The organism is Burkholderia sp. NRF60-BP8, assembly GCF_001522585.2.
Taxonomy (GTDB): domain Bacteria; phylum Pseudomonadota; class Gammaproteobacteria; order Burkholderiales; family Burkholderiaceae; genus Burkholderia.
Window position 1 is genome coordinate 2,774,562 of record NZ_CP013372.1, and the last position, 26,586, is coordinate 2,801,147.

Here is a 26,586-nt window from a genome sequence, read left to right on the forward strand (position 1 = left end):
CGCCGACAATATCGGCTCGATACGCCACCGCGCCACCGCGGGCCCAGCCCGCGGTCGGCCCGCGCCAAGCCGGCCGCCCCTCGCCGGCCGCGCGGGCTCGCGGCCGCTTCGCACCACCATGAGACTCAAGGCAAAGATCTTCCTTCTGGCCATCGTGCCGTTCCTGCTCGCGATCGCCGGCATCGGCTTCGGCGTGCGCCAACAGGCGACGTCGCTCGCGCGCACGCAGCACGCGACGATCCAGGCCGCGTACCTGTCGAGCAAGGAAGTCGAGCTGAAACACTACGTCGAGCTCGCGACCAGCGCGATCATGCCGCTCTACGACGCGAGCGGCCGCAACGCGCGCGACGACGCGCTGCTGCGCACGCAGGCGCTCGCGATGCTGCAGAAGATGGATTTCGGCCCCGACGGCTATTTCTTCGTCTACGACCTGCACGGCAATTCGCTGATGCATCCGCGCGAGCCCGAGCGCGTCGGCCACAACTTCTGGTCGATGCGCGATCCGCAAGGCGCGCTGACCATCCAGAAGCTGATCGGCGCGGCTTCGCAGGGCGGCGGCTACGTGCGCTACGCATGGCAGCGGCCGTCGACGGGCCGCGTCGCGCCGAAACTCGGCTACGTCGTCGCGCTCGAGCGCTGGGGCTGGATGGTCGGCACCGGCATCTATCTCGACGACGTCGACACCGCACTGCAGCGCATCGACGCGCGCGCGTCCGCGAACATCGAGCGCACGATGAGCTGGCTCACCGCGATCGCGCTCACCGGCGCGGCGGCGATCGCCGTGTGCGCGCTGGTGCTGAACGTCAGCGAGTCGCGCAGCGCCGATGCGAAACTCAAGCTGCTCGCGCAGCGCGTCGTCGAATCGCAGGAGCAGGAGCGCGCGCGGCTGTCGCGCGAACTGCACGACGGGATCAGCCAGATGATGGTGTCCGCGAAGCTGATGCTCGAATCCGCGCTCGCGCGCTTCGAGCGCGGCACGTCGCGCGTGCCCGAAGCCGAGCAGGCGCTCGCGTCGGGCGTCGGGCGGCTCGGCGACACGCTGCGCGAAGTCCGGCGCATCTCGCATGCGCTGCGGCCGTCGATGCTCGACGATCTCGGCCTCGCGGCCGCGCTCGAGCAACTCGTGCGCGAGCTGGGCGCCGAAAGCGGCATCGACATCGGCTATACGCAGGTCGCGCACAGCGGCACGCGGCCGCTGCCCGAAGCCGTCAACACCGCGCTGTTCCGGATCGCGCAGGAAGCGCTGAGCAACATCGTGCATCATGCACGGGCGTCGCGCGCGGCCGTCACGCTCGACGTCGGCACGCAAACCGTCACGCTGACGATCGCCGACAACGGCTGCGGCTTCGACGCCGAACGCTCGCAGGCCGACGCGCGCCGCGGCATCGGCCTGCGCAACATGCGCGAGCGCCTCGACGCGCTCGGCGGCACGCTGTCGGTCACGTCGCAGGTCGGCCATACCGTCGTGGCCGCACGCGTGCCGCTGCAGCGCGCCGCCGCCTGAACACGCGCCCCCTGACCGGAGACCTTTGCCCATGAGCGCCCCCGATACCGTCCGTCCCGCCGCCCGGCTGCTGCTCGTCGACGATCACCCGCTCGTGCGCGACGGCTTGCGGATGCGGCTCGAAGCGGCCGATCTGTCGGTGGTCGGCGAGGCCGGCAACGCGGACGAGGCGCTCGCGCTGGCCGCGTCGCTCGAACCCGATCTCGCGCTGATGGACGTCGGCATGAACGGCATGAACGGCATCACGCTCGCCGGCGTGTTCCACGAGCGTTTTCCGGGCATTCGCGTGCTGATGCTGTCGATGCACGACAACATCGAGTACGTGACGCAGGCGGTGCGCGCCGGCGCGAGCGGCTATCTGCTGAAGGATTCGCCCGCGAGCGAGATCGTCCGGGCGATCGGCGCGGTGCTGGCCGGGCAGACGTTCTTCAGCGAAGGGCTGGCCGCGCGGATGATCCAGGCCAGCGCGACCGCGTCGCCGCTGGATCGATTGACGCCGCGCGAACGCGACATCCTCGACGCGCTGGCCGAAGGACTGTCGAGCAAGCAGATCGCGCAACAGACGGGGCTGTCGGTGCGCACGGTCGAGACGCACCGGCTCAACCTGAAGCGCAAGCTGGAGATCGAGGGGCAGGCCGAACTGATCAAGTTCGCGGTCGAGCATCGGCGGCGGTAGGCCAAGCGCGCCCGGATTGCTCGCGCGACGCGCAATTCACCTTCCAATTTCATACTTGTCCAATCGATCTCACCCTGGGGCGATGGAATCCTTTCGCTTGCCGCAGCGGGCGACATCTTCATGAGCCGCGCATTCGAGTGCGTGACGTCGTCATGCGGCACACGGTATCGCCGACACGGGTTGGCGACCAGAACCGAGGAGCGAAATCATGATGCGCCGTATCGCGGTGGTCGGAGACGCGTTGGAAACCGGGGGAAGCATTCTTGCCTACGCGGGGCCGACATTCACTTTCGGCAGCCCCGGCCGTCAGGTTGCGTTGATCGGCGGTCTCGCGTTCTGCGATGCATGTCAAGGTACCGGACCGATCGCCAAGGCCGGCGGGCCACGACGCCTCAAATTCATGGGCGAAACAGCCGCGGACGGTGATGTCGTCTTATGCGGCTGCCCAACCCCACCACGCATCGTTGCGGTTCTCGCCGGCGAATCATGGTGCGACGACATGGCGGAAACGTCAGGTGTTATGACATCCGGAAGAAATCGGGATGGCAGCGTCGTGTCGATCATCGCAGGCACTTACGACGAATCCGTCCACGTCATCGGAAGTGGTGCGTCAATCGGTTATCCGTACGTTATCGAAACGTCGGACGGACGCATCCACTCGGGCCACCTCGACGACCGCGGTTATCTGCCGCGCATTCACACTGCGAGTGAGGATGAATACATCGTCTACTGGGGCGACGAAGCCCTCGCCAGATTGAGCGGGGACGCATAATGCCGAACCCGAGAACAGCCGTGAAGACGACCGCCGTGCCGAAATCGCACAAGGTAGTCGAGTTGAAGTCCGTGACGTTTTCCGAGCTCTGGAACAACTACCCGCACGGAAACCCGTACGATGATCCGAACGGACAGTACAAGAACCAGTGTGCGATCCGGATAAGTGTGACGCTGCACAAGGTCGGCATCGCAATGAAGTCGTTTTCGCAGAAACAGGTTCGGCCGATGCCTGGCAAACCGACGCTGGGCCGACTTCTGATCGACGGCAAGCCGACCGCGACTCGCGCATACGAGCTCGCGGAGTGGTTGAAGCTGCGGCCGGTCGCGGGCGTACTGGCTCCCGAGAACATCACGGGACCGAATTGGGCGCGTAAGGTATCCGGGCGGACCGGAATCATATTCTTCGACGGCTATTGGCTGCAGGATGGCGACTCACCAGACAACTTGAGTGGCGGTCACATCGACCTCTGGAACGGGAGCAAACTCACCGGCTTCGGATCGGGCGTGCGGATTTCATGGAATATAGTCTTACCGGGCATCTGGTCGGATTTCCGAAATTCGAAAACTATCTTGTTTTTTCCCGTCCAATGAAACTCGTGACTGTGGTAGTAGGCGCACTTGTCGGTGGGGCACTCGCGACAATGATCTGTTGGGGAGCGCTCTACGTGTACGGGGCATTCGTCCTGCGCGGCAAGGGAAGCCTCTTCGACACGAACCCCGAGATCGCGAATCTGTTTTTCGCCGCATGGGGCGGATTGATTTTAATTTTCGCAATGGCCGCCGCAGTTGTCGTGACTCGCAGGAAATCCCATTAACCATCCGGCCCACGGGCAATGCAAAATGAGACGCGTCGGATACTCGCCCCTGTACTGGATCGCCGGCCTGATCGCGACTTGGCTCGCATGCTGGATCGGAAGCCGGATCAACTGGCGAATTCATATCGGCTTGCGACTGCCTTCGGGCCGGTTGCCATGAGATCGACCTGTGCTCACCGCCGTGACCGCTTGTCGCTCTGCTAGTCGGGTTTCAGATTGGGCCATCGCTCGAGTTTGCCTTCGCGGGCTGGAGAGTAGGGCGGCGACGAGCAACACCGCAAAAGGTACCGTGCTCCTTGGCCACATTGATTACCGCTACGATGCTGTTTTTCTCGCTTCGTATGTAATTCGCTGAGTCAGCATCGCGCAGTAACCCATCCCCTCTCTACCGCTCGACCGACCTACGAACAGAAAAGGCGCCCGAAGGCGCCTTCCTTGCATCCGAACGACGCGCAACAGCCGTCAGTTCGTCCGCGAATTGTGCTTCTGCAAATACGCGATCAGCCCGTCGATCCCGCCCGTCGCGATCTGGTTCTTGAACTGACCCTGGTAGACCTGGATCAGCCACGCACCCGACATGTCGATGTCGTAGATCTTCCAGTCGTTGCCGACCTTGCCGAGACGATAGCCGACCGACTGGCTGTCGCCCGGCGTCGTGACCGTCGACTGCACGAGCGCGTCGGCGCCCGACGCGCCGCCGGCCTTGAACGAGAACTTCGCGTCCTGGTTGCCGAGCTGCGCGAGCGACGCGGCATAGGTGCGCGTCATCAGCAACCGGAACTGCTTGTACAGCTCCTGCTGCTGTTGCGGCGTGGCCTGCTTCCACGCGTCGCCGATCGCGATGCGCGTCGTGCGCTCGAAGTTCGTCACGGGCAGGAAACGCTGCTCGACGACTTGCGTGATTTTCGCCATGTCGCCGCCGCGCGCGGCCGGATCGGCCTTCATCGCATTGACGGTGCCCTCGACCGCGGTGCGGACGACGTCGACCGGCGCGCTCTGCGCGAAAGCGGAAACTGACACGGCGGCCGCCGCGACGAAAGCAAACAAATGACGTTTCATACGAATTTCGCACTCGATGGGAAAAAACGGCCGGCGCTTTGCATCGGCCGGTGGAGCAAAGTATACCGGGCCTGACGCCGCGTTGCCGCCCGGTGACCGACTGTTACCTTTCAGCGCCGTTTGTCACAGGCCCGCGAACGGGGCGTCGACGCCCTGCCGCGCCGATTATGTCAATATCCTCATACAAATGAACCGGCCGCGCGATCCGTTTGCCGCGCCGGGAGCAAATATCCTTCCCGCCCCGAATCTCCCAACGTCACGACCGTCGCGTCGTCGCGCCGGTATACTTGGCTACTTTGCCCTTGCCAGCCGCTCCCCACCGCCACATGGTGACATCTCTCATCGTCCGACTCGTTGCGTGGTCGGTGCGCCGCCCCGTCTGGGTCGTCGTCCTGTCGCTCGTCATCGCCGCCTTCAGCGGCGTCTACGTCGCGCAGCATTTCAAGATCAACACCGACATCAGCAAGCTCGTCGATGCGGAACCGCAATGGGCCGCGCTCGGCAAGGCCGTCGATAAGGCGTTCCCGCAACGCAACGGCACGATCCTCGCGGTCGTCGAGGCGCCCGCGCCCGAATTCGCGACGGCCGCCGCGCATGCGCTGACCGAAGCGCTGCGCAAGGATGCCGACGCCGGCCGCATCGGCCCGGTCGCCGAACCGGGCGGCGGGCCGTTCTTCGAGCACAACGGGCTGCTGTTCCTGTCGCCGCAGGATGTTTCCGATACGACCGAGCAACTCGCGAGCGCGCGTCCGCTCGTCAATGAACTCGCGAAGAACCCGAGCCTCACCGGGCTCGCCACCACGCTGTCCACCACGCTCGGCCAGCCGCTCCTGACCGGCCAGGTGAAGCTGCCCGCGATGGCGAAGCTGCTCGCGCGCAGCGCGGCGACGGTCGACGACGTGCTGGCCGGCAAGCCGGCCGCGTTCTCGTGGCGCGCGCTGGTCGACAACGATGCCGCGCGGCAGCCCGCGCGCGCGTTCGTCACCGTGCAGCCGGTGGTCAACTACGGCGCGCTGAAGGCCGGCGCGGCAACGAGCCAGGTGATCCGCGACGCCGCCCGCTCGCTCGACCTCGAAAAACGCTACGGCGCGGTCGTGCGCCTGACCGGCGAACAACCGCTCGCCGACGACGAATTCGCGTCGGTCGAAGACGGCGCCGCGCTCAACGGCGCGCTCACACTGCTCGCCGTGCTCGTCATCCTGTGGCTGGCGCTGCGCTCGAAGCGGATGATCGGTTCGGTGCTCGTCACGCTGTTCGTCGGCCTCGTCGTGACGGCCGCGCTCGGCCTCGCGATGGTCGGCTCGCTGAACATGATCTCGGTCGCGTTCATGGTGCTGTTCGTCGGCCTCGGCGTCGACTTCTCGATCCAGTACGGCGTGAAGTACCGCGAGGAACGCTTCCGCGACGCGCGCATCGATCACGCACTGATCGGCGCCGCGCACTCGATGGGCATGCCGCTCGCGCTGGCCACCGCGGCCGTCGCGGCGAGCTTCTTCTCGTTCATCCCCACCGCCTATCGCGGCGTATCCGAGCTCGGCATGATCGCGGGCGTCGGGATGTTCGTCGCGCTGCTGACCACGCTCACGCTGCTGCCCGCGTTGCTGCGTCTGTTCGCGCCGCCGGGCGAATCGAAGACGCCGGGCTTTCCGTGGCTCGCGCCGGTCGACGATTACCTCGATCGCCATCGCAAGCCGATCCTGATCGGCACGCTCGCGGTCGTGATCGGCGCGCTGCCGCTGCTCGCGTTCCTGCATTTCGACTTCAACCCGCTGCACCTGAAGGATCCGAACAGCGAATCGATGGCGACGCTGCTCGCGCTGAAGGATTCGCCGCAAGCCGCCGTCAACGACGTCACGCTGCTCGCGCCGTCGCTCGCGCAAGCCGATGCGGCCGCGAAGCGCCTCGACGCGTTGCCCGAAGTCGGCCGCACGACCACGCTGTCGACCTTCATCCCCGCCGACCAGCCGGCCAAGCGCGCGGCGATCGCCGGAGCCGCGAGCGAGCTGCTGCCCGCGCTGACGCAGCCGGCCGCGCCGCCCGCGACCGACGCGCAGCGCGTGGCCGCGCTCAAACGCGTGTCCGACCTGCTGAGCTATGCGGCCGAAGATCACCCGGGCCCGGGCGCCGCGGCCGCGCAGCACCTGTCCGCGTCGCTCGCGAAGCTCGCCGCCGCCGACAGCGCGACGCGCGATCGCGCCGAACGTGCGTTCTCCGATACGCTGCGCATCGCGCTCGACCAGCTCGCGTCGCTGCTGCAGCCGCAGGACATCACGCGCGAATCGCTGCCGCCGGCGCTCGTGCGCGACTGGGTCGCGCCGGACGGCCACGCGCTCGTGCAGATCTCGCCGAAGGTGCCGAAGGGCGTCGACCCGAACGACGACACGATGCTGCGCCGTTTCGCGAAGGCCGTGAAGGCCGCGGAGCCGGGCGCGACCGGCGGGCCGATCTCGATCCTGCATTCGGCCGACACGATCATCAACGCGTTCCTGCACGCGGCGCTGTGGTCGATCATCTCGATCACGATCCTGCTGTGGGTCACGCTGCGCCGCTTCGGCGACGTGCTGCGCACGCTGGTGCCGCTGCTCGTGTCGGGCATCGTGACGCTCGAGATGTGCGTCGTGCTCGGCATGTCGCTGAACTTCGCGAACATCATCGCGCTGCCGCTGATGCTCGGCGTCGGCGTCGCGTTCAAGGTGTATTTCGTGATGGCGTGGCGCGCGGGGCAGACGGGGCTGCTGCATTCGAGCCTCACGCACGCCGTGCTGTTCAGCGCCGCGACGACGGCGACCGCATTCGGCAGTCTGTGGCTGTCGCACCATCCGGGCACGTCGAGCATGGGCAAGCTGCTCGCGCTGGCCCTGACCTGTACGCTGATCGGCGCCGTGGTGTTCCAGCCCGTCCTGATGGGCAAACCGCGCGTCAAACGCGCCAAGAACCAATCGCAAGGAATCAATGAATAAGGTGCGAATCATTGCGGCGACCGTCGCCGCCAGCGCGATGCTGACCGGCTGCGCGACGGGACCGAACCGCAATCCCAACGACCCGCTCGAGCCGATGAACCGGGCGATGTACAAGTTCAACGACACGGTCGATTCGAACATCGCGGTGCCGATCGCGAAGGGTTACCAGAAGATCACGCCGACGCCGGTGCGCACCGCGATCAGCAACTTCTTCTCGAACCTCGGCGATCTCGGCAACATGGCGAACAACCTGCTGCAGTTGCGCATCACCGATGCGACGCAGGATCTGATGCGCGTGGCGATGAACTCGGTGTTCGGAGTCGCCGGCCTGATCGACATCGCGACGCCGGCCGGGCTGCCGAAGCATCATCAGGATTTCGGGCTGACGATGGCGCGCTGGGGCATGCCGTCCGGCCCGTACCTCGTGCTGCCCGTGTTCGGGCCGAGCACGATCCGCGACGGCGTCGGCCGCGCGGTGGACGTGCGCTTCAACCTGCTGAACTACATCGAGCCGGCCGCGCGCAATCCGATGTACATCGCGCAGTTCATCAGCGCGCGCTCGGACCTGCTCGGCGCGACCGACCTGCTGAAGCAGGCCGCGCTCGACCCGTATTCGTTCGTGCGCGACGCGTACCTGCAGCAGCGCAAGTCGTTGACGTACCGGAGCCAGTCGGCGTCGGCCGCGCCGCCGAGCTACAACGAACCGGGCGAATCGGGTGCCGTGCCGGCGGCCGCGCCGGGCGTGCCGGGGCTCCCGAACTACGAGGATCCGGGCGACGCGGGCGGCGCATCGGGCGCCACGCCGAACAACGCACCGGCCGCGCCGGGATTGCCGCAGTACGACGATCCGGGTGCCGACAACGCGATGCCCGCAAGCGCACCGGCGGCCGCTTCGGCCGGTGCGACGACGGCGCCGGCCGCCAACGGCGCGCCGATCGCGCCGGCGATGCCGACGCTGCCCGCGAGCAGCCCGGCCGCGCGGTAACGCCGCAACCGCGGTCGCGCAAAAGCAAAGAGCGCTGCATGGTGAACTGACCCCAAGAAGTTGGATGGTCGGAACGGGCGGTTAAGCCGATGAGGGCTGGGTCCTGTACTGCACGGGACTCAGCCCTTTTAGTTTGGTCTTGATGCGTTGGTGATTGTAGTAGTGGATGTATTGGCGCAAGCCGTCTCGAAGCTGCTCGATGCTGGCGAACTTGTTCAGATAGAAGAACTCCGCCTTCAGCGTCCCAAAGAAGCTTTCCATCGCGGCGTTGTCCAGGCAGTTGCCTTTGCGAGACATGCTTTGGGTTAAGCCGCGAGCTGCGAGCTGCCGTCGATACGCCGGCATCTGGTACTGCCAGCCCTGATCGGAATGGAGAAGCGGTGCATCCAGTGGAGTCAGCTTGACCAGGGCCTTCTTGAGCATGTTCCCCACGAGTCTGAAATGCGGGCGTCTCTGCGTCTCATAAGCGATGATCTCCCCGTTGTAGAGATCCATAACCGGGGAGAGATAAAGTTTGTCGCCCTGTACATTGAACTCCGTCACGTCGGTAACCCACTTCTGATTCGGCCGTTCGGCGCGGAATTGCCTTTCCAGCCGATTCGGCACCTGAGCCCGTTCCCCGCGGTAGGAGCGATACTTCTTGGGCCGCACTAGGGATTTCAACCCAAGTACTTGCATCAAGCGCTGCACGGTCTTGTGATTGATCGCTTGTCCCGCCCGGCGCAGTTCGGCCGTCACACGCCGGTAGCCATAGCGGCCCTTGTGGCGTTCGTAGATTTGCCGGATGCGCACTTTCAGGTTGGCGTACTTATCGCCGGCCATCTGCACTTTGGCTTGATAGTAGAACGTGCTGCGAGCTAGTCCGGCAGCCCTCAGCAGGTCCGATAAATCGTGGTCTTGCCTCAGTTCAAGCACTAACTGCGCTTTTTCTGCGCAGCGGCCTCTTTGGCCTGAACCAAGGCATTCCATTTTTTTAGGTACGCCACCTCCGCGCGCAGATATTTGAGTTCCGCGAGTAGTGCTTCACGCGTAAGCGTGTCCTTGGTCTCAACATCTGTCGGCTTGGCGGGCGGTATCGGCGTCGGCATTTTTCTCGGGCGTCCTTTGGGCTTGGGCGCCAATGCGCCCAGACCACCTTCATGATACTGGCGTTCCCATCCGCTTACGGCATCCCTGCCTCGAAGGTTAAACAGTGCCGCGACCTGACGATAAGACAACTGATCGCGCCACATCCTGCGCAGCACCCTGAGCTTGAATGCCGCACTGTATCGGCTGTATTTCTTGCGCAGCCCGGCAGCCCCATGCTGCTCATAGCTTGATACCCAGCGCTGTACCGTCCCGGGATGCAAGCCAAACTCCCGAGCGATGCTCTTGTAGCCGTATCGGCCAGGTGCGTAACGCCTCACCACTTCTCGCTTAAATTTCTCGTCGTACTTCGCCATGAAAAACACCCCACAGGTTGGATTCGCATCCAACTTTTGGGGTGCAGTTCACATGGCAGCGCTCTTTTTTCGTCCGCGCGAAACGCGAACCGGAAAGCGGGAAGGAGGGGGGCGCCGCTCAGACGATCCGCATCGCGCCCGCCCGCTCGAACGCGTGCCGCGCCTGGATCAGGGTCGTGCGCGCCGCGCGCGCGTCACTGGCGACCTGCAGCAGCGGGCCGAGCTGCGACGGCTGCTTCAGCAGTTCGCGCAGGATCGGCAGGATCGCCGTGCTGCCGTCGTCGCGCAGGCCGGCCGTTGCCGCACGCGGCAGCGTGCGCCACGCCGGATCGACGATCGCGCGACACACCGCGAACGGCACGCCGCGCGCGGCCGCGAACGCGGCGGCGATGTGCGACTCCATGTCGACGGCCAGCGCGCCTTTCGCGCGATGCAGCGACGCCTTGTCCTGTTCGCCGACGACCGGCGCACCGACGGCCGCGACCGTGCCGCGCGCGACACGCGCCCACAACGGCGTGTCGTGCAGCGCGGCGACGAGTCGCGTGCTCCAGCCCGCATCGGTCTCCACGCGGCCGAACGGCCCGTCGATCGCGCTCGCGATCACGAGCGCGCCCGGCGCCAGATCCGGCGCGAGGCCGCCCGCCGTGCCGAAGCTGACGATGCCCGCGCAACCGCGCGCGGTCGCGTCGGTCAATGCGCGCTCGAGCCGGTCGGCCCGCGCGGCGAACACGGCCTCGACGCCGTCGCCGCGCGCGATGCGCGCCTCGAACGCCATCCCCGTCACCGCGATGACGGGCAATGCGCCGTTGTGCCGTGACACGCCCACGCGTTACATCCCGACCGTGACGCGCGTCGCGTTCGCGCGCTTCAGGTTGCGGTAGCGCGCGAGCGCCCACAGCGGGAAGAACTTGCGATAGCCGTGGTAGCGCAGGTAGAACACGCGCGGGAAGCCGGTCGCGGTGAAGCGCGTCTCGTCCCACAGGCCTTCTTCGTTCTGCCGCGCGACCAGGTAGTCGATCCCGCGCGCCACGGCCGGGTTGTTCACTTCGCCGGCCGCCATCAGGCCGAGCAGCGCCCACGCCGTCTGCGACGCCGTGCTCGGCGCCTGCTCGAAGCCGCGATAGTTCAGCTTGTAGCTGTCGCCGTCCTCGCCCCAGCCGCCGTCCTTGTTCTGGATCGACAGCAGCCACTGCGCCGCGCGCTTCATGCGCGGATCGTCCGGCGTCAGGCCGGCCGCGTTCAGCGAGCACAGCGCGGTCCACGTGCCGTACACGTAGTTCATCCCCCAGCGGCCGTACCAGCTGCCGTCCGGCTCCTGTTCCTTCAGCATGTAATCGAGCGCGCGGCGAGCCGGCTCGCTGTTCAGCGGCGTCTCGCCGAGCTGCGACAGCATCGACAGGCAGCGGCCCGATACGTCGGCCGTCGGCGGATCGAGCAGCGCGCCGTGATCGGAGAACGGGATGTTGTTCAGGTAGTACTGCGTGTTTTCCGGTTCGAACGCGCCCCAGCCGCCGTCGCTGCTCTGCATGCCGACGACCCATTCGCGCGCACGCGCCATCGATTCACGATACGTGTCCGACTGCGTGAGCTTCTGCGCGCGATCCATCGCCATGACCACCACGGCCGTATCGTCGACGTCCGGGTAATACGCGTTCGCGTACTGGAACGCCCAGCCGCCGGGCCGAACGTGCGGGCGACGCGAGATCCAGTCGCCGCGCACGTCGAGGATCTGCAGCGGACGCAGCCATTCGAGGCCGCGCAGCACGGCTTCCTGCGCACGCGCATCGCCGGTTTCGAGCAGCGCATGCGCGGCGAGCGACGTGTCCCATACCGGCGACAGGCACGGCTGGCAATACGCTTCGTCGTCGTGCACGACGAGCAGCTTCTCGACCGACTTGCGCGCGAGCGCGCGGTTCGGATGGTCTTCCGCATAGCCGAGCACGTCGTACATCATCACCGCGTTGGCCATCGCCGGATAGATCGCGCCGAGGCCATCCTCGCCGTTCAGGCGCTCGTCGACGAACGACACGGCCTGACGGATCGCGCGTTCGCGCGTATAGCTCGGGAACAGGCCGTCGACCGCGCGCAGCGCATGGTCGACCACGCGGAAGAACGCGAACCAGCCGGCGCTCTGGTGCCCCTGGCGCGGCAGCAGCCCGGCGTTGACGGGCGGATCGATGAACAGCTCGTCGATGCGCACGCCGCGCGGGTTCTTCGCGAGCGGACGCTTCGCGTTCAGCACCAGCAGCGGCACGATCACGGTGCGCGCCCAGTACGACACTTTCGACAGGTGGAACGGGAACCACTGCGGCAGCAGCATGATCTCGACCGGCATCATCGGCACCGCGCGCCACGGAATCGCACCGTACAGCGCGAGCTGGATGCGCGTGAACACGTTCGACATCTCGGCGCCGCCCATCGCATGGATGGCCTTGCGCGCGCGCTGCATGTGCTCGGCGTTCTCGTCGTCGCCGATCACCTTCAGCGCGAAATACGCCTTCACGCTCGCGCTGATGTTCGGCGCGCCATCGGTGAACAGCGGCCAGCCGCCGTCGGCCTGCTGGATGCGGCGCAGATATTTGCCGATCTTCCGTTCGAGCTCGAGGTTCGGCGTCTCGCCAAGATAGTGGACGAGCAGCACGTATTCGGCGGGAATCGTCGAATCGGCTTCGAGTTCGTAGACCCAGTGCCCGTCCGGTTGCTGGGCGGCCAGCAGCGCGTCGGTCGCACGCGCGACAGCCGCGTCGACGCCGGCCGGCACGGCGCCGGCGGACAAGGTAGCCATTTCGGTGAGATCGTTCATCGGTCCCTCTGTTTATTGCGTCTGGAGCACGTCCGCGGCCAGCTGGCCGGAACGGATCGCGCCCTCGATCGTGGCGGGCAAGCCGGTGGCAATCCAGTCGCCCGCGAGTACAAGATTGGTCCAGCGCGTGCGCACGGCCGGCCGTTTCATTTCCTGCGACGGCACCGCCGCAAAGCCCGCGCGCGGCTCGACGACGAGCTGCCACGCGGGGATGGTTTCCGGGTTCGCGCCGCTCACGCGTGCGACGTCTTCCCAGATGCGTCGCGCGAGTGTGTCGCGCGGCAGGTCGAGCCAGCGGCCCGCATCGCGGATCGTCGCCGCGAGCAGACCGTCGCCGGTCCGCACCGCATCGACGACACCGTTGACGACGGTCGTCTGCAGCGAATCGCCGGCCGGCTTCTCGAGCGCGAAATACGCGGTCACGACCGCGCTGAACGTATCGGGCGCGGCGAGCTCGGGCACGAGCGGCTGCGCGACTTCGGGCGGCACGGCCAGCACGACCGCGTCGCCCGGCGCGAGATCGATGCGCTCGCCGCCGACCGACACCGCATCCACCGCATTGCCGTGCGCGCCGAATTCGAACGCGTCGAGCCGCGAATTCAGGCGGATCTGCGCACCGCCGTGCTGCAGCATCCGCAGCGCCGGTTCGACGAACGCGCTGCCGAGCCCGCGACGCGCGACGAGCGGACGGCAGCCGGGCCCGCCCGCCGCAAACGTGCCGCACAGCGCGGCACGCGCGAGTTCGGCGCTCGCGTGGCGCGGCTCGATATTCAGCACCCCGACGAAAAACGGCCGCAGCCAGCGATCCCACAGCACGCCGTCGCATCGCATCGTCTGCGCGAGCGAGCGGCCCGTGCGCGCGAACGCGAGCGGCGCGAGCGCGAGGTAGTCGAGCGGCGTCGTGCCCGGCGCGCGCGACGCGGCATCGAACAGCCACGACGGCCAGCGGCCGTTGCCGAAACGCAGCGTCCAGCGCTGCTGCGACGCGATGTCCACAACCGGGCATTCAGCCAGCGCGGGCCCCGCGAGCTGATCGGCCGCGCCGATCGCGCGCAGGTAGCGCTGCGTCGCGGGCTGTCCCGCGAAAACCGTGTGCAGCCCGCTGTCGAGCGTCGTGTTCAGCGTCCCGTCGAACCACGAGCGGCAGCGGCCGCCCGCGTGTGCGTGCGCGTCGTGCAGCACGATGCGCCGCCCGCGACGTTGCAGTTCGACCGCGGCCGACAGACCCGCGAGTCCTGCGCCGATCACGTGGACGGTTCTGGGCATCGCGTCGGTCGACTCAGAACAGCGCGTAGCGCGCGGCGATCATCAGCATGCGCGCCTTCGGCTTGCGCAGCGGCGCGCGCGGCGCGGCAAAGCCGCGTGCGATCGCGGCGTCGAGAATGCAGCGATACGCGCCCGACATGATGCGCGGCGCCTTCACCTGCGCACGCGGGCAGGTGTCCATCACCGCGTCGGCCTGACGGAAGTGCTCGAGCGCGCGCTCGACGAGCGTCGCGCACACGCGCGGCAGCGCCGGATCGCGCACGATCGTCGCCGGATCGGTGATCGCGATGCCTTCGCGCGCGAGCAGTTCGCGCGGCAGGTAGCACCGGTTGATCGCCGCGTCGTCGTCGATGTCGCGCAGGATGTTCGTCAGTTGCAGCGCGCGGCCGAGGTGGTGCGACAGCGCGATCCCTTCGGCTTCCGGCATCCCGAAAATGCGCACCGACAGCCGGCCGGCCGCGCTCGCCACGCGATCGCAGAAGAGGTCGAGCGTCGGTTCGTCGGGCGCGCAGATGTCTTGCTCCGCGTCCATCGCCATGCCGTCGATCATCGCGTGGAAATCGGCGCGCTGCAGGTTGAACGCGCGGATCTCGCGATCGAGCGCGGCCAGGTGGCGCGGGGGGCGCCCGGCGAAGCATGCGTCGATGTCCGCGCGCCAGCGATCGAGGCCCGCGTTGCGCTCGGCGCGCGGCAGGTCGCTGTCGGCGATGTCGTCGACCGCGCGGCAAAACGCGTAGACCTGGAACATCGCATCGCGCTGCGCGGCCGGCAGGATGCGCATCGCCAGATAGAAGGAGCTGCCCGATGTGACGGCAGCGGCGTCGGTTTCTTGTTCGTCCACGACGGAATGGGAAACGGCCAAGACGAGCTCCACGGAGACACCCACGCGGGGCGATTGAAGAAGCCATGCCCGGCTGGGATGGTCAGGGCGTCAAATGCGTGCGAGATATGCGAACGATCGACGCAGACAGGCACAAATTACCGGCCGGAAGCCGGAATTGGCCGAAAGTATAGCAATCTTTGAAGTTCGATGGCGGACACGCGCCAGGTGGGGCGGGGTGCCGAGCGCCGTCTGGCGCGCGTGCGGCCCGCTTTGGCGAACGAACGCCGCGCGGCGCGTCAGCCGTACACGATGTCGCGCTGCAGATCGAGCGCGATGAGCCCCATTTCGCGGGTGAGCTGCAGCATCGAGCGGCGCTCGAGGCGCGAGCCCATGAAGCTCGTCACGCGGCCGTCGGGCTCGGCGGTGAACTGGAAAACCGCGCCGCCCGTGCCGAACCACGCGCCCGGCACGTCGGGCGATTCCTGCCAGTCGATCTGTTCGAACACCCGCGCGATGCCCGCGCGCACCTGGTCGCCCGGGCCGATCGGCGGCGCGACGTCGCCCAGATCGTCGAGCGAATAGGGGCCGGGTTTGTTCGGCTTCCGGTAGAAGAGATAGTCGACGTTCATGGGGCGCAATCGCAGGCAAAGCAACAAATTAGCGCGCTTCGGCACAAATTCAAATCGGATCCGGACGAAATGTCGCCTGCGCGACACAACGGGACGGTTCGTTGCCGGTCGGGAAACGTGGGCGCGCGATCGCGTCTCGATGCCGGCGGGTTCGTCTAAGATGACACCTTTCTCGAAAAAATACGGACACCATGGAGACGAACGCCCCCGCCACCCCGCAGTCCGATCATCCCGTTTTCGTGCTCGTGCACGGCGCGTGGCATGGCGCGTGGTGCTACGCCCACGTGGCGGCCGCGCTCGCCGCGCGCGGCTACCTGTCGATCGCGCGCGACCTGCCCGCGCACGGCATCCATGCCCGCTTTCCCGCGTCGTATCTCGCACGGCCGCTCGACAAGGACGCGTTCGGCGCCGAGCCGTCGCCGGTCGCGAACACGACGCTCGACGACTACGCGACGCAGGTGATGCAGGCCGTCGACGACGCGTACGCGCTCGGCCGCGGCAAGGTCGTGCTGGTCGGGCACAGCATGGGCGGCCTCGCGATCACCGCGGCGGCCGAACGCGCGCCGGAGAAGATCGCGAAGCTCGTCTATCTCGCGGCGTTCATGCCCGCGTCCGGCGTGCCGGGCCTCGACTACGTGCGCGCGCCGGAAAACCGGGGCGAGCTGCTCGGCCCGCTGATGCTCGCGAGCCCGCGCGCGGCCGGTGCGCTGCGCATCGATCCGCACAGCGGCGACGCCGCGTATCGCGAATCGATGCAGCGCGCGCTGTACGAAGACGTGTCGCAGGCCGACTTCGACGCGGTCGCGAACCTGATGAGCTGCGACGTGCCGGCCACGCCGTTCGCGACCGCGATCCCGACGAGCGCCGCACGGTGGGGCGCGCTCGACCGCCACTACATCAAGTGCCTGCAGGATCGCGTGATCCTGCCCGCGCTGCAGCAGCGCTTCATCGACGAAGCCGACGCGTTCGCGCCCGGCAACCCGACCCACGTGCACCAGCTCGACAGCAGTCATTCGCCGTTCGTGTCGCAGCCGGCCGTGCTGGCCGGCGTGCTCGCCGACATCGCGAAAAGCTGAGCGGGACGGGCGCGCTCGGTCAGGCGTACGCGACCGACCGATCGCGCCCGAGCCGTTTCGCACGATAGAGCGCGGCGTCGGCTTCGTTGACGAGCACGTCGCAGGTCAACGCGCCGGCTTTCGCGCACGCGGCGCCGACGCTCGCCGTGACCGGCACGCCGACGCCCTCGGCATCGACCGGCATGCTGCCGATCGCCTCGCGGACCTTGTCGGCCACCCGCATCGCCTCGTCGAGATTCGTGCACGGCAGCAGCAGCGCGAATTCCTCGCCGCCGAAACGGCCGAACGTATCCTGTGCGCGCACGATCGACGCGACCCGGCGCGCCGTCTCGCGCAGCACGGCGTCGCCGGCCGCATGCCCGAAGCGGTCGTTGATCGTCTTGAAGTGGTCGAGGTCGAACAGCAGCACCGACAGGTCGCCGCCGTAGCGCTGCCAGCGCAGGAATTCGTCGCCGAGCCGCGCCTCGAAGAAGCGCCGGTTCGCGATGCCGGTCAGCCCGTCGCGATTCGCGTGTTCGCGCAGCTTCGCGACCGCTTCCTCGCGCTCTCTTTGCATCACGCTCACGTGCGTGACGTCCGAGATCGTCACGCACACGGCCTCGACGTCGCGGCCGCGCGTGAGCGGCATGAACGTGCAGTCCTGCTGCATGTAGTCGACGCCGCCCGTGATCGGCCGGTCGTGCTCGAAGCGGAACAGATAGGGCCGCTGCTCCCACGAGCTGAAGGCGAAGCTGCCGAGCTGAAACACGCTCTCGAGCTTGCGCGACAGCCACGCGCGCGGCAGGTCCGGAAAGCAGTCGAACAGGTTGCGGCCGATCACGTCGGCGGCCGGGATGCCGCTGTGGTCCTGCATGAAGCGATTCCACATCAGGACGGTCATCGAACGGTCGAGCACGAACAGGCCGAAGCCGACCCGCTCGATCACGAGGTCGCTCAGCGACGGGGCGGCGGCCGTCATAGCGCGGACAGCAACGCGTCGAGCGCGTCGCCCATCAGCCGGATCGAATCCTCGGCCATCAACATCACGAAATGCGCGCGGAACGTGTGGTCCTCGAGCCCGAAGTTCACCTCGAGCAGCAGCGCGACGCTCCACCCCAGTTCGTTCGGCTGGAAGACGTCGTCGAACGACACGTTCGCGCCGAGCAGCCCCGGCGGAAAGAACACCGGCTTGCGGCCGAGTTCGTCGAGGATCGACGCGACGCAGGCGCCCATCAGCACGTTCGCGACGTCGAACACGAGCTCGTCCGGCGTCGCCATCCCGCCGTACACGCCGTCGCCGAACGTGCGGTCGACGACCGACATGAGCCGCGCAACGCCCGCGGTGCGGCACAGCACGATCGCCTCGCCCTTGATGTCGGAACGGAAGCCCTGGCGCACCGCGGTCACGTTGTCGTGGATGCCCGTCATCTCGCGCAGCGCGGCGCCCGCGTCGGCCGCTTTCACGACGCGCACGCGCGGCACCGACAGCTCGATGAAGTGCCCGAGCAGCAACGCAAGCCGCGCGGCGGCGCGGCCCATTGCAAGGTTGGCGATTTCCTGCAACGCGTCGCGTTGCTCCGCCGTGAACACCGATTCAGGCATACAACCCATACTCCTTGAGAATGGGCAGCAATGCCTCCGACGTCACGGGCTTGGCAACGAATGCGATCGCGCCCAATTCGCGCACGCGTGCTTGCGCCTGCGGCTGGATATCGGCGGAAACCACGATCACGAACGTGTTCAGATCTTCGTGGCGCAGTGTTTCCAGGACCTGATATCCGCTCATGTCGGGCATCGTCAGGTCCAGAAACATCACGGAAGCTTTGCCGTCACGATAGAGCGCCAAGGCCTCGCGACCATTCGCTGCATACGCGACGTCAACGTCCCAATCTCCCGGCAGCGCCTTTGTCAGAAGTTTGCGAGCGAGCAGCGAATCGTCGGCAATCACAATCGGCAAAGGCATGGGGCGATGCGGTATACGGAATGGTCTCTCTCGCGTTAACGACCGCGCGGCGCATTTCTTGAGTGCCATGCGTTTCGGGCGCGGGGCAACCGCCTTGCGGCCGCGCACGGGCGCCGCGACGCAGGTGCGCGCGACGCACCGCGCGGCAATCGCCGGCGGGCGCATGTATCTGTCATAGGGGAAAGCAAGGCGCGATTCTCGGAGTAAACCGGAGGCGATGCAACTCGCCATTTTTCACCATTTCGAACAGAATCGGTCCGATCGCGCGCCATTCCGAAAACAGCCGCGACCATTTTCGAGATAAGCACGCAAAATTTTTCCTTGTGTACGTTTGCGCTGCCGGATTCGTCGCGTTTTCAATCTGACGGAATCTGACGGTTTCCGGCGGGCGGATTCGACGGATCGCGTGCGTACGGCGCCGCACGGCGGGCCACCGCAACTCGTTTATGATGGCAGGCACCTCTGCTTCACCCCCTTTCCTCGATGACGTCCGAACGGCCTGCCGCTCCCCAAGCTTCCGCCCCCCCTCCCGCCGACGACTGGCAGGACGACGGCAGCTACGCGTCCGGCGCCCCCGAGCACGATTTCGCGGTGCGCCGCGTGACGCTGATCGTGCTGCTCGTCGCGGCCATCGTGCTGCCGTGCATCTACGTGGTGGTGATGGCGTACAACGACCTGAAGGCGCGCGAGGCCGCCGCGAGCGACGTGACGATGCGCACGGTGCGCGTCGCCGAGGAGCATGCGCTCAAGGTGTTCGACCTGAGCGAAACGCTCGATGCGCGCATCGTCGACCTCGTGCAGGACATGGACGACGCGACCGTGCGCAGCAAGGAATCCGACATCCACGAAGCGCTGAACACGATCGGCGGCGGCTATCCGCAGGTGGCGGCCGTGTCGATCTTCGGCGCGAGCGGCATGCTGCTCGCCAACAGCCTCTACTATCCGGCGCCGTACGCGTCAATCGCGAACCGCGACGACTTCGCCGGCATCCGCGACGGCAAGGTCATCGAACACATCTCGCGGCTGATGATGGGGCCGCTCAAGCTCGAGAACATTCCCGTGTTCAACACGGGCGTCGCGCGACGCCATAGCGACGGTTCGTTCGCCGGCATGGTGTCGATCGCGCTGAAGTCGTCGTATTTCAACGCGTTCTACCGCGACCTGCTCGGCGGCGCGAACACGCCGATGACGATGGCGCTCGCGCGCTCCGACGGCGCGGTGATCGCGTCGTATCCGCCGCCGCCGTCGCTTGCGCACACCGACCGCTCGGTCACGTTCGGCAATACGCACAACGATCCGCGCGCGGGTGTCGTGCGCGTGCGCCACAACGGCGCGAGCAGCGAGATCGTCGCGTATCGCCAGGTCGGCAGCTATCCCGTCTACGTGAGCTGCGCGTACCGCACGTCGGCGATCTGGCATGAATGGTACGAACACCTGAGCGTGCTGTTCCTCTCGATGTTCGCGCCGTCGGTCGCGCTGTGGTCCGTGATCTGGCTATCGCTCAAGCGGCTGAAGGCGGAAGAGCAAGCGTGGGACCGCTGGCAGGCCGAAGCGTCGATGCGGCGCTCGATCGAATCGGCCTACCGGCAGTCGCGCAAGATGCAGGCGCTCGGCAATCTCGTCGGCAGCGTCGCGCACGACTTCAACAATCTGCTGATGATCATCTCGAGCAACGTGCAGATCGCGCGGCGGCGCGGCGTGCAGCATCTCGACAAGGAGCTCGACGCGATCGAACGCGCACTGAAGAACGGGCAATCGCTCACGCGCCAGTTGCTCGGCGTCGCGCGCAAGCAGCCGCTGCACAACGAAACGATCGACGTCGGGCAATGGGTCGGCACGTGCCGCGAACTGCTGAAGACGTCGCTCGGATCGAAGTCGTCGCTGGTCGTCTCGATCGAGCCGGGCGTCTGGCCGATCCGCGTCGACGTCGCGGAGCTCGAGCTCGCGGTGATCAATCTCGCGGTCAACGCGCGCGATGCGATGACGACCGGCGGACGCTTCACGGTCGGCGCGCGCAACGTCACGCTGCGCCGCGAGGACGGCTTTCCGCTGACCGGCGATTTCGTGCAGATCTCGCTCGACGACACGGGTTCGGGCATGGCGCCCGACGTCCTCGCCCGCGCATTCGAACCGCTGTTCACGACGAAGCCGCAGGGGATGGGGACGGGGCTGGGCCTGCCGCAGGTATTCGCGTTCTGCGAACGCTCGGGCGGCCTCGCGACGATCGACAGCGCGGTCGGCGCGGGTACGTCGGTGCGTCTGTACCTGCCGCGCGCGCGCGCCGAGGATGTCGTCGCGCGGCCGGCGGCCGGCGCGCACGACGCGGGGGGCGGCGCACACGCGGGCTTGCACGTGCTGCTCGTCGAGGACAACGGCGAAGTCGCGGCCGGCACGGAAGCGCTGCTGTCGCTGCTCGGGCATCGCGTGACCTATGCGCCCACCGCCGACGACGCGTTGCGCCTGATCGAAAGCGCCGCGGCGAACGACGCGTTCGATCTCGTGATTTCGGACATCCACATGCCGGGACGCCTGAACGGCATCGACCTGGCCGAAGCGATCGAAAAGCGGCCGGGGAAGCTGCCCGTGATTCTCGTCACGGGTTACGCGGAGGAACTCGACCGTACGCGCACGGTCAACGTCCGCGTGCTGTCGAAGCCGTTCGACATCGCGCTGCTCGACGAGATCCTGCTGGGCATCCGCGAAGCGCGCGACGCACGACACACCGGCGCGTGACCGACTGCGTGCGGCCGGCGCGACGGCGTGAACGGGCGCGTCGATCGGCCCGCCGACGTCAGGCCGATTTCAGCAGGCGCACCCAGCCCGCATAGCGATCGACGAAGGCCTGCAGGAACTTGCGGGTGTCCTCGCTGACGATCTGCCCCTGGTCGTCGATGCGCGCCGGATCGTGCTTGATGAACATCTCGGGCTGACCGAGCGTCTTCACGTCGAGGTACGCGAGCACGTTGCGCAGGTGCTGCTGCGCGAGCGCGGTACCGACTGCGCCCGGCGACGTGCCGAGCACCGCGCCCGGCTTGCCCGACCACGAGTTGGAACCCCACGGGCGCGAGCCCCAGTCGAGCGCATTCTTCAGCACGCCCGGAATCGACCGGTTGTACTCGGGCGTGACGAACAGCAGCGCGTCGGCGGCTTCGATCAATTGCTTGAAGCGTTTCGCGACTTCGGGGAAATCCGCGTCGTAGTCCTGGCTGTACAGCGGCAGCTCGCCGATCTCGACGAACTCGAACGAAAAATCGGCGGGGGCGAGCGAGATCACGGCGTGCGCGAGCGCGCGGTTCGTCGAAGCGCTGCGCAGGCTGCCGACGACGACCGCAATACGATAGGACATGGCATTCTCCTTCCGGTGAGTGAGGAATCGGATCGATTGCTTCCGAACGGGCGACAAAGGTCTGTTTATAGGCAAGCCAGCCCGCGAGCCGTCCCACGGGGCCGTCCGGCCGACTTTCCACAAGGTTTTCCACAGAAATTGTGGATAACTCGACCGTTATGTTCCGACGTTACAGATTGCCGCCGCGCGGCGATGTCGACGCGCGCGACAACGCGCGACACGGTTCGGCAAGCATAGCGCAGCGCGGCGGCCGGTTTCGTGAATTCGTGACGGAACATTGCGTTGCAGGCCGGCACCGCGCCCAGTAAGCTGCTCGCACCGCGACGCGCCCGCTGCGCGACACTCGCGCGATTCGCTTCGAGACACTGCCAACCAGACATGCCGTCCGCATACGACGACCCCACCTATCTCGCGCAACTGCGGCGCGACCTGCTACGCTTCGCGCGACTCCAGCTCCGCGATGCCGACGCGGCCGAAGACGCCGTGCAGGAAGCGCTGGCCGCCGCGTGGTCGCATGCCGGCGATTTCGCCGGGCTGTCGGCGCACAAGACCTGGGTATTCGGCATCCTGCGCAACAAGCTGATCGACGTGCTGCGCGCACGGCAGCGGATGGTGAGCCTGAGCGCGCTCGATGCGGAGCTCGACGGCGAATCGGTACTCGATCGCGAACTGTTCAAGGAGAACGGACACTGGGCCGCGCATGCGAAACCGCGACCGTGGCCGAAACCCGAAACGCTATTGCAGCAACAGCAGTTCTGGACGCTGTTCCAGGTCTGCCTCGACCATCTGCCCGAGCAGATCGGCCGCGTGTTCATGATGCGCGAATTCCTCGACGTCGAGATCGCGGACATCTGCAGCGAGTTGACGTTGACGACGAATCACTGCAGCGTGCTGCTGTACCGGGCGCGTACGCGCCTGCGAACCTGCCTGAGCGAAAAAGGAATGACGACCGAAGATGCTGCCGGGGAAATGTACTGACGTGACACGACTGCTGTCGGATGCGCTCGACCGGCATCTGACGCTGCACGAGCGCCTGCAGGTGCGCGTGCATTTGCCGACCTGCAGCGGATGCCGCGCCTATCGCGGACAGATCGCGCTGTTGCGGACGGCCGCGAAAGCGGCGGCGGGGCAAGGCCCGGACGATGACGATGGGTCGCCCGGTGGAGCGTAGGCGCCGCGGTGTCGACGTAGCGTTCCGGCGGCGGCGAGCAGATTGCCCGGCGATCGCGTCGGCCTGGACTGCCGTTGCGTGTGCCGGGTTGGACCCGGCCACGTTGACGCAATAAGAAAAATACGCCGGGCAAGAATTATTCGAACAGCGCTTTCACCGACTCGGGCGGGCGACCGATGGCCGCCTTGCCTCGGTACACGACGATCGGGCGTTGCAGCAAAATCGGATGAGCGACGATCGCCGCGTAGGCTTCGGCGTCGGTCAAATCTGCGCGGGCCAGATTCAACGTCTGGTACGGCTCCTCGCCGTCGCGCAGCATGTCGCGAACCGGACGGCCGAGCTGCCGATGCAGCGTTTCCAGTTCCTCGACCGTCGGCGGCGTCTTCAAGTACTGACGACGTTCAGCGGCGCGCCGGCGGTATTCAGCGACTCGACCAACGTCAGCGTCTCGCGGGACTTCGAGCATCGGGGGTTGTGGTAGATCGTGATCATCATTCAAGCCTGGATGGTGGAGCCCTGTATTGTAGCCAGTCTGCATCGGGCGCTCGGTGGGGTGGTTCGACCGAGATCGGGGTGGCTTTCCTTTCGACAGGTCGCTGAGACGGTTCGGTTTGGCGATGCGCGGTGATCGGGAGAGGGACGTGCGTCAGGTCCGGGAAGACGCCTCAAAGAGTGGTTCTGTTTATGCGCATAAAGTCGAGGCGGCGTGCTTCGCGGACGAGGAATCGCGGTTAGCCCAGCCAATGCTTCGTGGGCGCTGCCTGTTCGGAAGGCATGCATGATGGTGAGCAAGGCGGTTGGTTTATGCGCATAAAGCCCGTGATCGTCGAGCGACATACTGGCGTGACGCTAGGTCGGGTCGAGACACATGTCGAAGCGATACAACACCCGGCAATCGCTGTATCGATAGGCCGGGCTGCCACGGCATCGTCGCGCGACTGACCCGAGCGAGGTTTCCGTGTGCGGGCACTTCGTCGCGCGCACCCGTTGCGTCTGGTTTATGCGCATAAACACTGCGGCCCGACCGGACGTTGCCTCGATGCGTGTCATTCCTCTCAACCACACCCCTTGTGGGCACGCATCGCACTCGGGCTCGCAGGTCACTCCTCTCCCTTGCGAATGTCGGGTGCTCCCGCGACGGCGTTACTCGCCTCGGCCCTCCGGCGACTTTATGCGCACAAACTCCCGGCTTGCAGGTAACGCCGCTCGTCCAGCGAAAGGGCAGCGCACCGAGGCATCTTCGCGACGAGCAGCGCACCGACACAGTAGTCGCGAGGGTCAACATCGAGCGGTCTGCCTTCGGCATCCGCCTCGTCGTCGCCAGCACAACACTCAACCGCGCCACCCATCGCCATCACCTCGTTTATGCGCATAAACCGATAGCCCGAATGGCCAACGCGTAGTTGTTGAACGACAATTTCATTGAAATTCAAATATCGTCCTGTAGAATTCCAACGACCCAAACAGGAGTGAAAATTGGCCGCGGAAATCATTGCAGTCACTCAACAAAAAGGCGGCGTCGGCAAAAGCACGATTGCCATGCATCTCGGCGCCGCGTTCCATGAAAAGGGGAAGCGCGTCCTCGTCATCGACGCAGACCGCCAAAACACGCTGGTTCACTGGTCGAGCGCATCCGGCGACAGCGACAACGGCATCCCGTTTCCGGTCGTCAATCTTGCCGAAGCCGACGGCCAGATCCATCGCGAGATCAAGAAGTTCATCAACGACTACGACATCATCGTCGTGGACTGCCCGCCGTCGATCACCGAGAAAGTCTCCGGCGTCGTCCTGCTGGCCGCATCGATTGCCGTGATCCCGACATCGTCGTCGCCGGCCGATTACTGGTCGAGCGTCGGGCTGGTCAAGCTGATTCAGCAGGCGCAGGTGATGAACGAAGACCTCCGCGCGGTCTTCCTGCTGAACAAGACCGAAGAGAAGCGCATGCTGACCCGCGAGCTCAAGCGTGCACTCGAGGAACTCGGCTTCCCGCTGCTGAAGACGCAGATTCCGACTCGGGAAGCGTACAAGCAGGCGATGGCGCTCGGTCAGACCGTCCTGCAGATGAACGATCGCGGCGGCAAGCTGGCCGCCGCCGAAATTCGCGCATGTGCCGACGAAATCGTCGCCATGCTGCCCTGACTTTATGCGCATAAAGGAGTCACATGAAACCTTCCCAATTTGCCAAAGGATTCCAAGCGCGCCCGGATATCACGACGAGCGAAAAGCGCACGGCGCTTGATCGGCTCAATGCGATCGACGGCATCGTCAAGTCCGAGACACCCGCCGCCGCGCCGACCAAATCCGCGAAGAAAGACATCGCCCCGCCGCCTGCTCCGGAATTCACGATCGATCCGTCGATCGACGAATCGCAACAATATCGCGCGTGGCGCCTCGAGAATCGCTATGCGCCGGGGCAGGTGATCGAGCTCCCGCTGAAGGCGATCAAGCACAGCCCGTTCAACCCGCGTCACTTCTACCTGAAGTCGTCGATTGCCGAACTCGCGGTCAACCTCGCGAAGCAGGGGCAGCAGCAGGCGATCCACGTGATCCCCGATTACGACAATCCGGGCACGTATTTCGTGAGCGACGGCGGCCGTCGCGTGCGGGCGCTGAAGGAGGCGAACAAGGAGTCGGTCAAGGCAATCGTGATCGACGTGCCGATCGGCATCCAGAGCTACAAGCTCGGCTACGATCTCAACGTTCAGCGCGATTCGCAGACGGTGTTCGACAACGCTGTCGTGTGGCGCCGCTTCCTCGACGAAAAGCATTTCCAGAGCCAGAAAGAACTCTCCGAGCATCTGGGTCTCGACGAGTCGACGGTGGCCGTCGCGCTGTCGATTGGCAAGTTGCCGGAAGCGATCATGCAGGAAATGGTCGCGCGCCCCGATCGCTTCGGGTCGAACATGGCCTATCAGGTCGGCCGCTATCACAATGCGCGCGGCACCGAGGCGACGCTGCGGCTGATCAACAAGATCGTGTCGGACGATCTCAGCACGCGCCAGGTGTCGGACATCGTCAAGGGCCGCGTCGCGGCGCAGGAGACGCCGAAGGCCGCGGGCCGTCAGCGCTATGCGCAGCGTCTCGAGATCAAGCTCGGCGGCAAGTCGGTCGGCGACCTGAAGTCGTATGGCGAAGACCGCATCGAACTGCGCCTGCGCGGCCTGCCGAAAGACAAGCGTGACGCGATCCTCGAGCAGCTCGAGCGGATGCTGTTGTCGGAGTGATGGAAGCGGCCGGCAGGGCCCGATGAGGACGCCGGCCCCACCCAGGCAGGGTTAGGACCGGCGGCGGCCCGTCAGCGGGCCTGAGCGGGCC

24 protein-coding genes and 1 pseudogene are annotated in these 26,586 nt (G+C 66.3%); 12 read left to right on the top strand and 13 right to left on the bottom strand.

What is annotated here, in order from left to right:
* Positions 1 to 118 precede the first annotated feature (118 nt).
* The 4 genes from WS54_RS12860 to WS54_RS12875 all read left to right on the top strand — a co-directional run bounded on the left by WS54_RS12860 (position 119) and on the right by WS54_RS12875 (position 3,545).
* Positions 119 to 1,504, top strand: a complete 1,386-nt coding sequence (locus WS54_RS12860) for a cache domain-containing protein (RefSeq protein ID WP_059780208.1) — start codon at positions 119 to 121, stop codon at positions 1,502 to 1,504.
* Positions 1,505 to 1,535: 31 nt separating this feature from the next.
* Positions 1,536 to 2,180 (top strand): response regulator, encoded by a 645-nt coding sequence (locus WS54_RS12865; RefSeq protein WP_034205831.1) that lies wholly within the window; start codon positions 1,536 to 1,538, stop codon positions 2,178 to 2,180.
* A gap of 208 nt (positions 2,181 to 2,388) precedes the next feature.
* Complete coding sequence (locus tag WS54_RS12870) at positions 2,389 to 2,952, top strand: PAAR domain-containing protein (RefSeq protein ID WP_059780209.1); 564 nt, start codon at positions 2,389 to 2,391, stop codon at positions 2,950 to 2,952.
* Positions 2,952 to 3,545, top strand: a complete 594-nt coding sequence (locus WS54_RS12875; protein ID WP_034205829.1) for a type VI secretion system amidase effector protein Tae4 — start codon at positions 2,952 to 2,954, stop codon at positions 3,543 to 3,545. The genes WS54_RS12870 and WS54_RS12875 overlap by 1 nt, the downstream gene beginning before the upstream one ends.
* Positions 3,546 to 4,231: 686 nt before the next feature.
* On the opposite strand, the gene WS54_RS12885 is transcribed toward WS54_RS12875, so the two are convergent.
* Positions 4,232 to 4,828, bottom strand: coding sequence for an MlaC/ttg2D family ABC transporter substrate-binding protein (locus WS54_RS12885; protein ID WP_059780211.1), 597 nt, complete (start codon positions 4,826 to 4,828; stop codon positions 4,232 to 4,234).
* 326 nt (positions 4,829 to 5,154) lie between these two features.
* Between WS54_RS12885 and WS54_RS12890 the strand changes: the two genes are divergently transcribed.
* A complete protein-coding gene (locus tag WS54_RS12890; protein ID WP_059780212.1) occupies positions 5,155 to 7,788 on the top strand; it encodes an MMPL family transporter in 2,634 nt (877 codons plus the stop codon).
* A complete protein-coding gene (locus WS54_RS12895; RefSeq protein ID WP_059780213.1) occupies positions 7,781 to 8,773 on the top strand; it encodes an MlaA family lipoprotein in 993 nt (330 codons plus the stop codon). The genes WS54_RS12890 and WS54_RS12895 overlap by 8 nt, the downstream gene beginning before the upstream one ends.
* Positions 8,774 to 8,854: 81 nt before the next feature.
* On the opposite strand, the gene WS54_RS12900 is transcribed toward WS54_RS12895, so the two are convergent.
* The 6 genes from WS54_RS12900 to WS54_RS12925 form a co-directional block, all read right to left on the bottom strand.
* A protein-coding gene (locus WS54_RS12900) for an IS3 family transposase (protein WP_108041851.1) occupies positions 8,855 to 10,215 on the bottom strand; the annotation gives its coding sequence in 2 pieces (ribosomal slippage) (positions 8,855 to 9,741 and positions 9,741 to 10,215; 1,362 coding nt in all).
* Positions 10,216 to 10,333: 118 nt separating this feature from the next.
* On the bottom strand, positions 10,334 to 10,990 hold the full coding sequence (locus WS54_RS12905; protein WP_052100230.1) for a phosphorylase: 657 nt from the start codon (positions 10,988 to 10,990) through the stop codon (positions 10,334 to 10,336).
* Between the two features lie 54 nt (positions 10,991 to 11,044).
* Complete coding sequence (shc, locus tag WS54_RS12910; protein WP_059786231.1) at positions 11,045 to 13,018, bottom strand: squalene--hopene cyclase; 1,974 nt, start codon at positions 13,016 to 13,018, stop codon at positions 11,045 to 11,047.
* A gap of 12 nt (positions 13,019 to 13,030) precedes the next feature.
* Positions 13,031 to 14,284: a hydroxysqualene dehydroxylase HpnE gene (gene hpnE / locus WS54_RS12915; protein WP_059786234.1), complete on the bottom strand. Its 1,254-nt coding sequence runs from the start codon at positions 14,282 to 14,284 to the stop codon at positions 13,031 to 13,033.
* Between the two features lie 13 nt (positions 14,285 to 14,297).
* Positions 14,298 to 15,146, bottom strand: coding sequence for a presqualene diphosphate synthase HpnD (hpnD, locus tag WS54_RS12920; protein WP_034205821.1), 849 nt, complete (start codon positions 15,144 to 15,146; stop codon positions 14,298 to 14,300).
* A 257-nt stretch (positions 15,147 to 15,403) separates the two neighbouring features.
* Positions 15,404 to 15,736: a hypothetical protein gene (locus tag WS54_RS12925; RefSeq protein WP_059786237.1), complete on the bottom strand. Its 333-nt coding sequence runs from the start codon at positions 15,734 to 15,736 to the stop codon at positions 15,404 to 15,406.
* Between the two features lie 191 nt (positions 15,737 to 15,927).
* On the opposite strand from WS54_RS12925, the gene WS54_RS12930 reads away from it, so the two are divergent.
* Positions 15,928 to 16,812, top strand: coding sequence for an alpha/beta fold hydrolase (locus tag WS54_RS12930; protein WP_034205819.1), 885 nt, complete (start codon positions 15,928 to 15,930; stop codon positions 16,810 to 16,812).
* 19 nt (positions 16,813 to 16,831) lie between these two features.
* Here the strand turns inward: WS54_RS12930 and WS54_RS12935 are convergent, their stop codons facing one another.
* Genes WS54_RS12935 through WS54_RS12945 form a run of 3 tightly spaced genes read right to left on the bottom strand, consistent with a single transcriptional unit; the run spans position 16,832 to position 18,754 of the window.
* Positions 16,832 to 17,770: a GGDEF domain-containing protein gene (locus WS54_RS12935; RefSeq protein WP_059786239.1), complete on the bottom strand. Its 939-nt coding sequence runs from the start codon at positions 17,768 to 17,770 to the stop codon at positions 16,832 to 16,834.
* Positions 17,767 to 18,393: a chemotaxis protein CheC gene (locus WS54_RS12940; protein WP_034205817.1), complete on the bottom strand. Its 627-nt coding sequence runs from the start codon at positions 18,391 to 18,393 to the stop codon at positions 17,767 to 17,769. The genes WS54_RS12935 and WS54_RS12940 overlap by 4 nt, the downstream gene beginning before the upstream one ends.
* A complete protein-coding gene (locus tag WS54_RS12945; protein WP_011548759.1) occupies positions 18,386 to 18,754 on the bottom strand; it encodes a response regulator in 369 nt (122 codons plus the stop codon). The genes WS54_RS12940 and WS54_RS12945 overlap by 8 nt, the downstream gene beginning before the upstream one ends.
* Before the next feature lie 483 nt (positions 18,755 to 19,237).
* Between WS54_RS12945 and WS54_RS12955 the strand changes: the two genes are divergently transcribed.
* The gene (locus WS54_RS12955) at positions 19,238 to 21,487 is read left to right on the top strand and encodes a hybrid sensor histidine kinase/response regulator (RefSeq protein WP_059786241.1); all 2,250 of its coding nucleotides are present in this window, start codon (positions 19,238 to 19,240) and stop codon (positions 21,485 to 21,487) included.
* Between the two features lie 58 nt (positions 21,488 to 21,545).
* Here the strand turns inward: WS54_RS12955 and WS54_RS12960 are convergent, their stop codons facing one another.
* On the bottom strand, positions 21,546 to 22,100 hold the full coding sequence (locus tag WS54_RS12960; protein ID WP_059786243.1) for an NADPH-dependent FMN reductase: 555 nt from the start codon (positions 22,098 to 22,100) through the stop codon (positions 21,546 to 21,548).
* 378 nt (positions 22,101 to 22,478) lie between these two features.
* Here WS54_RS12960 and WS54_RS12965 point away from each other — a divergent pair, with 378 nt between their 5' ends.
* Entirely contained in the window at positions 22,479 to 23,078 is a 600-nt protein-coding gene (locus tag WS54_RS12965; protein WP_034205814.1) for an RNA polymerase factor sigma-70, read from the top strand.
* On the top strand, positions 23,056 to 23,271 hold the full coding sequence (locus tag WS54_RS12970; RefSeq protein ID WP_034205813.1) for a zf-HC2 domain-containing protein: 216 nt from the start codon (positions 23,056 to 23,058) through the stop codon (positions 23,269 to 23,271). Before WS54_RS12965 ends, WS54_RS12970 begins: the two co-directional genes overlap by 23 nt.
* Positions 23,272 to 23,407: 136 nt before the next feature.
* Here WS54_RS12970 and arsC read toward each other — a convergent pair.
* Both arsC and WS54_RS33855 read right to left on the bottom strand, forming a co-directional pair.
* Positions 23,408 to 23,763 (bottom strand): annotated as a pseudogene (gene arsC / locus WS54_RS12975) (arsenate reductase (glutaredoxin)).
* A 677-nt stretch (positions 23,764 to 24,440) separates the two neighbouring features.
* Positions 24,441 to 24,704, bottom strand: a complete 264-nt coding sequence (locus tag WS54_RS33855; RefSeq protein WP_162499607.1) for a hypothetical protein — start codon at positions 24,702 to 24,704, stop codon at positions 24,441 to 24,443.
* Positions 24,705 to 24,747: 43 nt separating this feature from the next.
* Between WS54_RS33855 and parA the strand changes: the two genes are divergently transcribed.
* Together parA and WS54_RS12990 are read left to right on the top strand one after the other, a co-directional pair.
* Positions 24,748 to 25,410 carry a ParA family partition ATPase gene (gene parA / locus WS54_RS12985; protein WP_006480195.1) on the top strand — a complete coding sequence of 221 codons (663 nt, stop codon included), beginning with the start codon at positions 24,748 to 24,750 and terminating at the stop codon, positions 25,408 to 25,410.
* 23 nt (positions 25,411 to 25,433) lie between these two features.
* Positions 25,434 to 26,495, top strand: a complete 1,062-nt coding sequence (locus tag WS54_RS12990; protein WP_034205811.1) for a ParB/RepB/Spo0J family partition protein — start codon at positions 25,434 to 25,436, stop codon at positions 26,493 to 26,495.
* Positions 26,496 to 26,586: the final 91 nt, after the last annotated feature.

Coding starts and splice junctions, on each gene's coding strand:
- WS54_RS12970 (WP_034205813.1), top strand. CDS start 23,056: ATGCTGCCGGGGAAATGTACTGACGTGACACGACTGCTGTCGGATGCG.
- WS54_RS12890 (WP_059780212.1), top strand. CDS start 5,155: ATGGTGACATCTCTCATCGTCCGACTCGTTGCGTGGTCGGTGCGCCGC.
- WS54_RS12940 (WP_034205817.1), bottom strand. CDS start 18,393: ATGCCTGAATCGGTGTTCACGGCGGAGCAACGCGACGCGTTGCAGGAA.
- WS54_RS12960 (WP_059786243.1), bottom strand. CDS start 22,100: ATGTCCTATCGTATTGCGGTCGTCGTCGGCAGCCTGCGCAGCGCTTCG.
- WS54_RS12930 (WP_034205819.1), top strand. CDS start 15,928: ATGGAGACGAACGCCCCCGCCACCCCGCAGTCCGATCATCCCGTTTTC.
- WS54_RS12865 (WP_034205831.1), top strand. CDS start 1,536: ATGAGCGCCCCCGATACCGTCCGTCCCGCCGCCCGGCTGCTGCTCGTC.
- WS54_RS12875 (WP_034205829.1), top strand. CDS start 2,952: ATGCCGAACCCGAGAACAGCCGTGAAGACGACCGCCGTGCCGAAATCG.
- WS54_RS12945 (WP_011548759.1), bottom strand. CDS start 18,754: ATGCCTTTGCCGATTGTGATTGCCGACGATTCGCTGCTCGCTCGCAAA.
- WS54_RS12870 (WP_059780209.1), top strand. CDS start 2,389: ATGATGCGCCGTATCGCGGTGGTCGGAGACGCGTTGGAAACCGGGGGA.
- WS54_RS12895 (WP_059780213.1), top strand. CDS start 7,781: ATGAATAAGGTGCGAATCATTGCGGCGACCGTCGCCGCCAGCGCGATG.
- WS54_RS12860 (WP_059780208.1), top strand. CDS start 119: ATGAGACTCAAGGCAAAGATCTTCCTTCTGGCCATCGTGCCGTTCCTG.
- WS54_RS12990 (WP_034205811.1), top strand. CDS start 25,434: ATGAAACCTTCCCAATTTGCCAAAGGATTCCAAGCGCGCCCGGATATC.
- WS54_RS12955 (WP_059786241.1), top strand. CDS start 19,238: ATGACGTCCGAACGGCCTGCCGCTCCCCAAGCTTCCGCCCCCCCTCCC.
- WS54_RS12935 (WP_059786239.1), bottom strand. CDS start 17,770: ATGACGGCCGCCGCCCCGTCGCTGAGCGACCTCGTGATCGAGCGGGTC.
- WS54_RS12965 (WP_034205814.1), top strand. CDS start 22,479: ATGCCGTCCGCATACGACGACCCCACCTATCTCGCGCAACTGCGGCGC.
- shc (WP_059786231.1), bottom strand. CDS start 13,018: ATGAACGATCTCACCGAAATGGCTACCTTGTCCGCCGGCGCCGTGCCG.
- WS54_RS12885 (WP_059780211.1), bottom strand. CDS start 4,828: ATGAAACGTCATTTGTTTGCTTTCGTCGCGGCGGCCGCCGTGTCAGTT.
- WS54_RS12925 (WP_059786237.1), bottom strand. CDS start 15,736: ATGAACGTCGACTATCTCTTCTACCGGAAGCCGAACAAACCCGGCCCC.
- hpnE (WP_059786234.1), bottom strand. CDS start 14,284: ATGCCCAGAACCGTCCACGTGATCGGCGCAGGACTCGCGGGTCTGTCG.
- WS54_RS12905 (WP_052100230.1), bottom strand. CDS start 10,990: ATGGCGTTCGAGGCGCGCATCGCGCGCGGCGACGGCGTCGAGGCCGTG.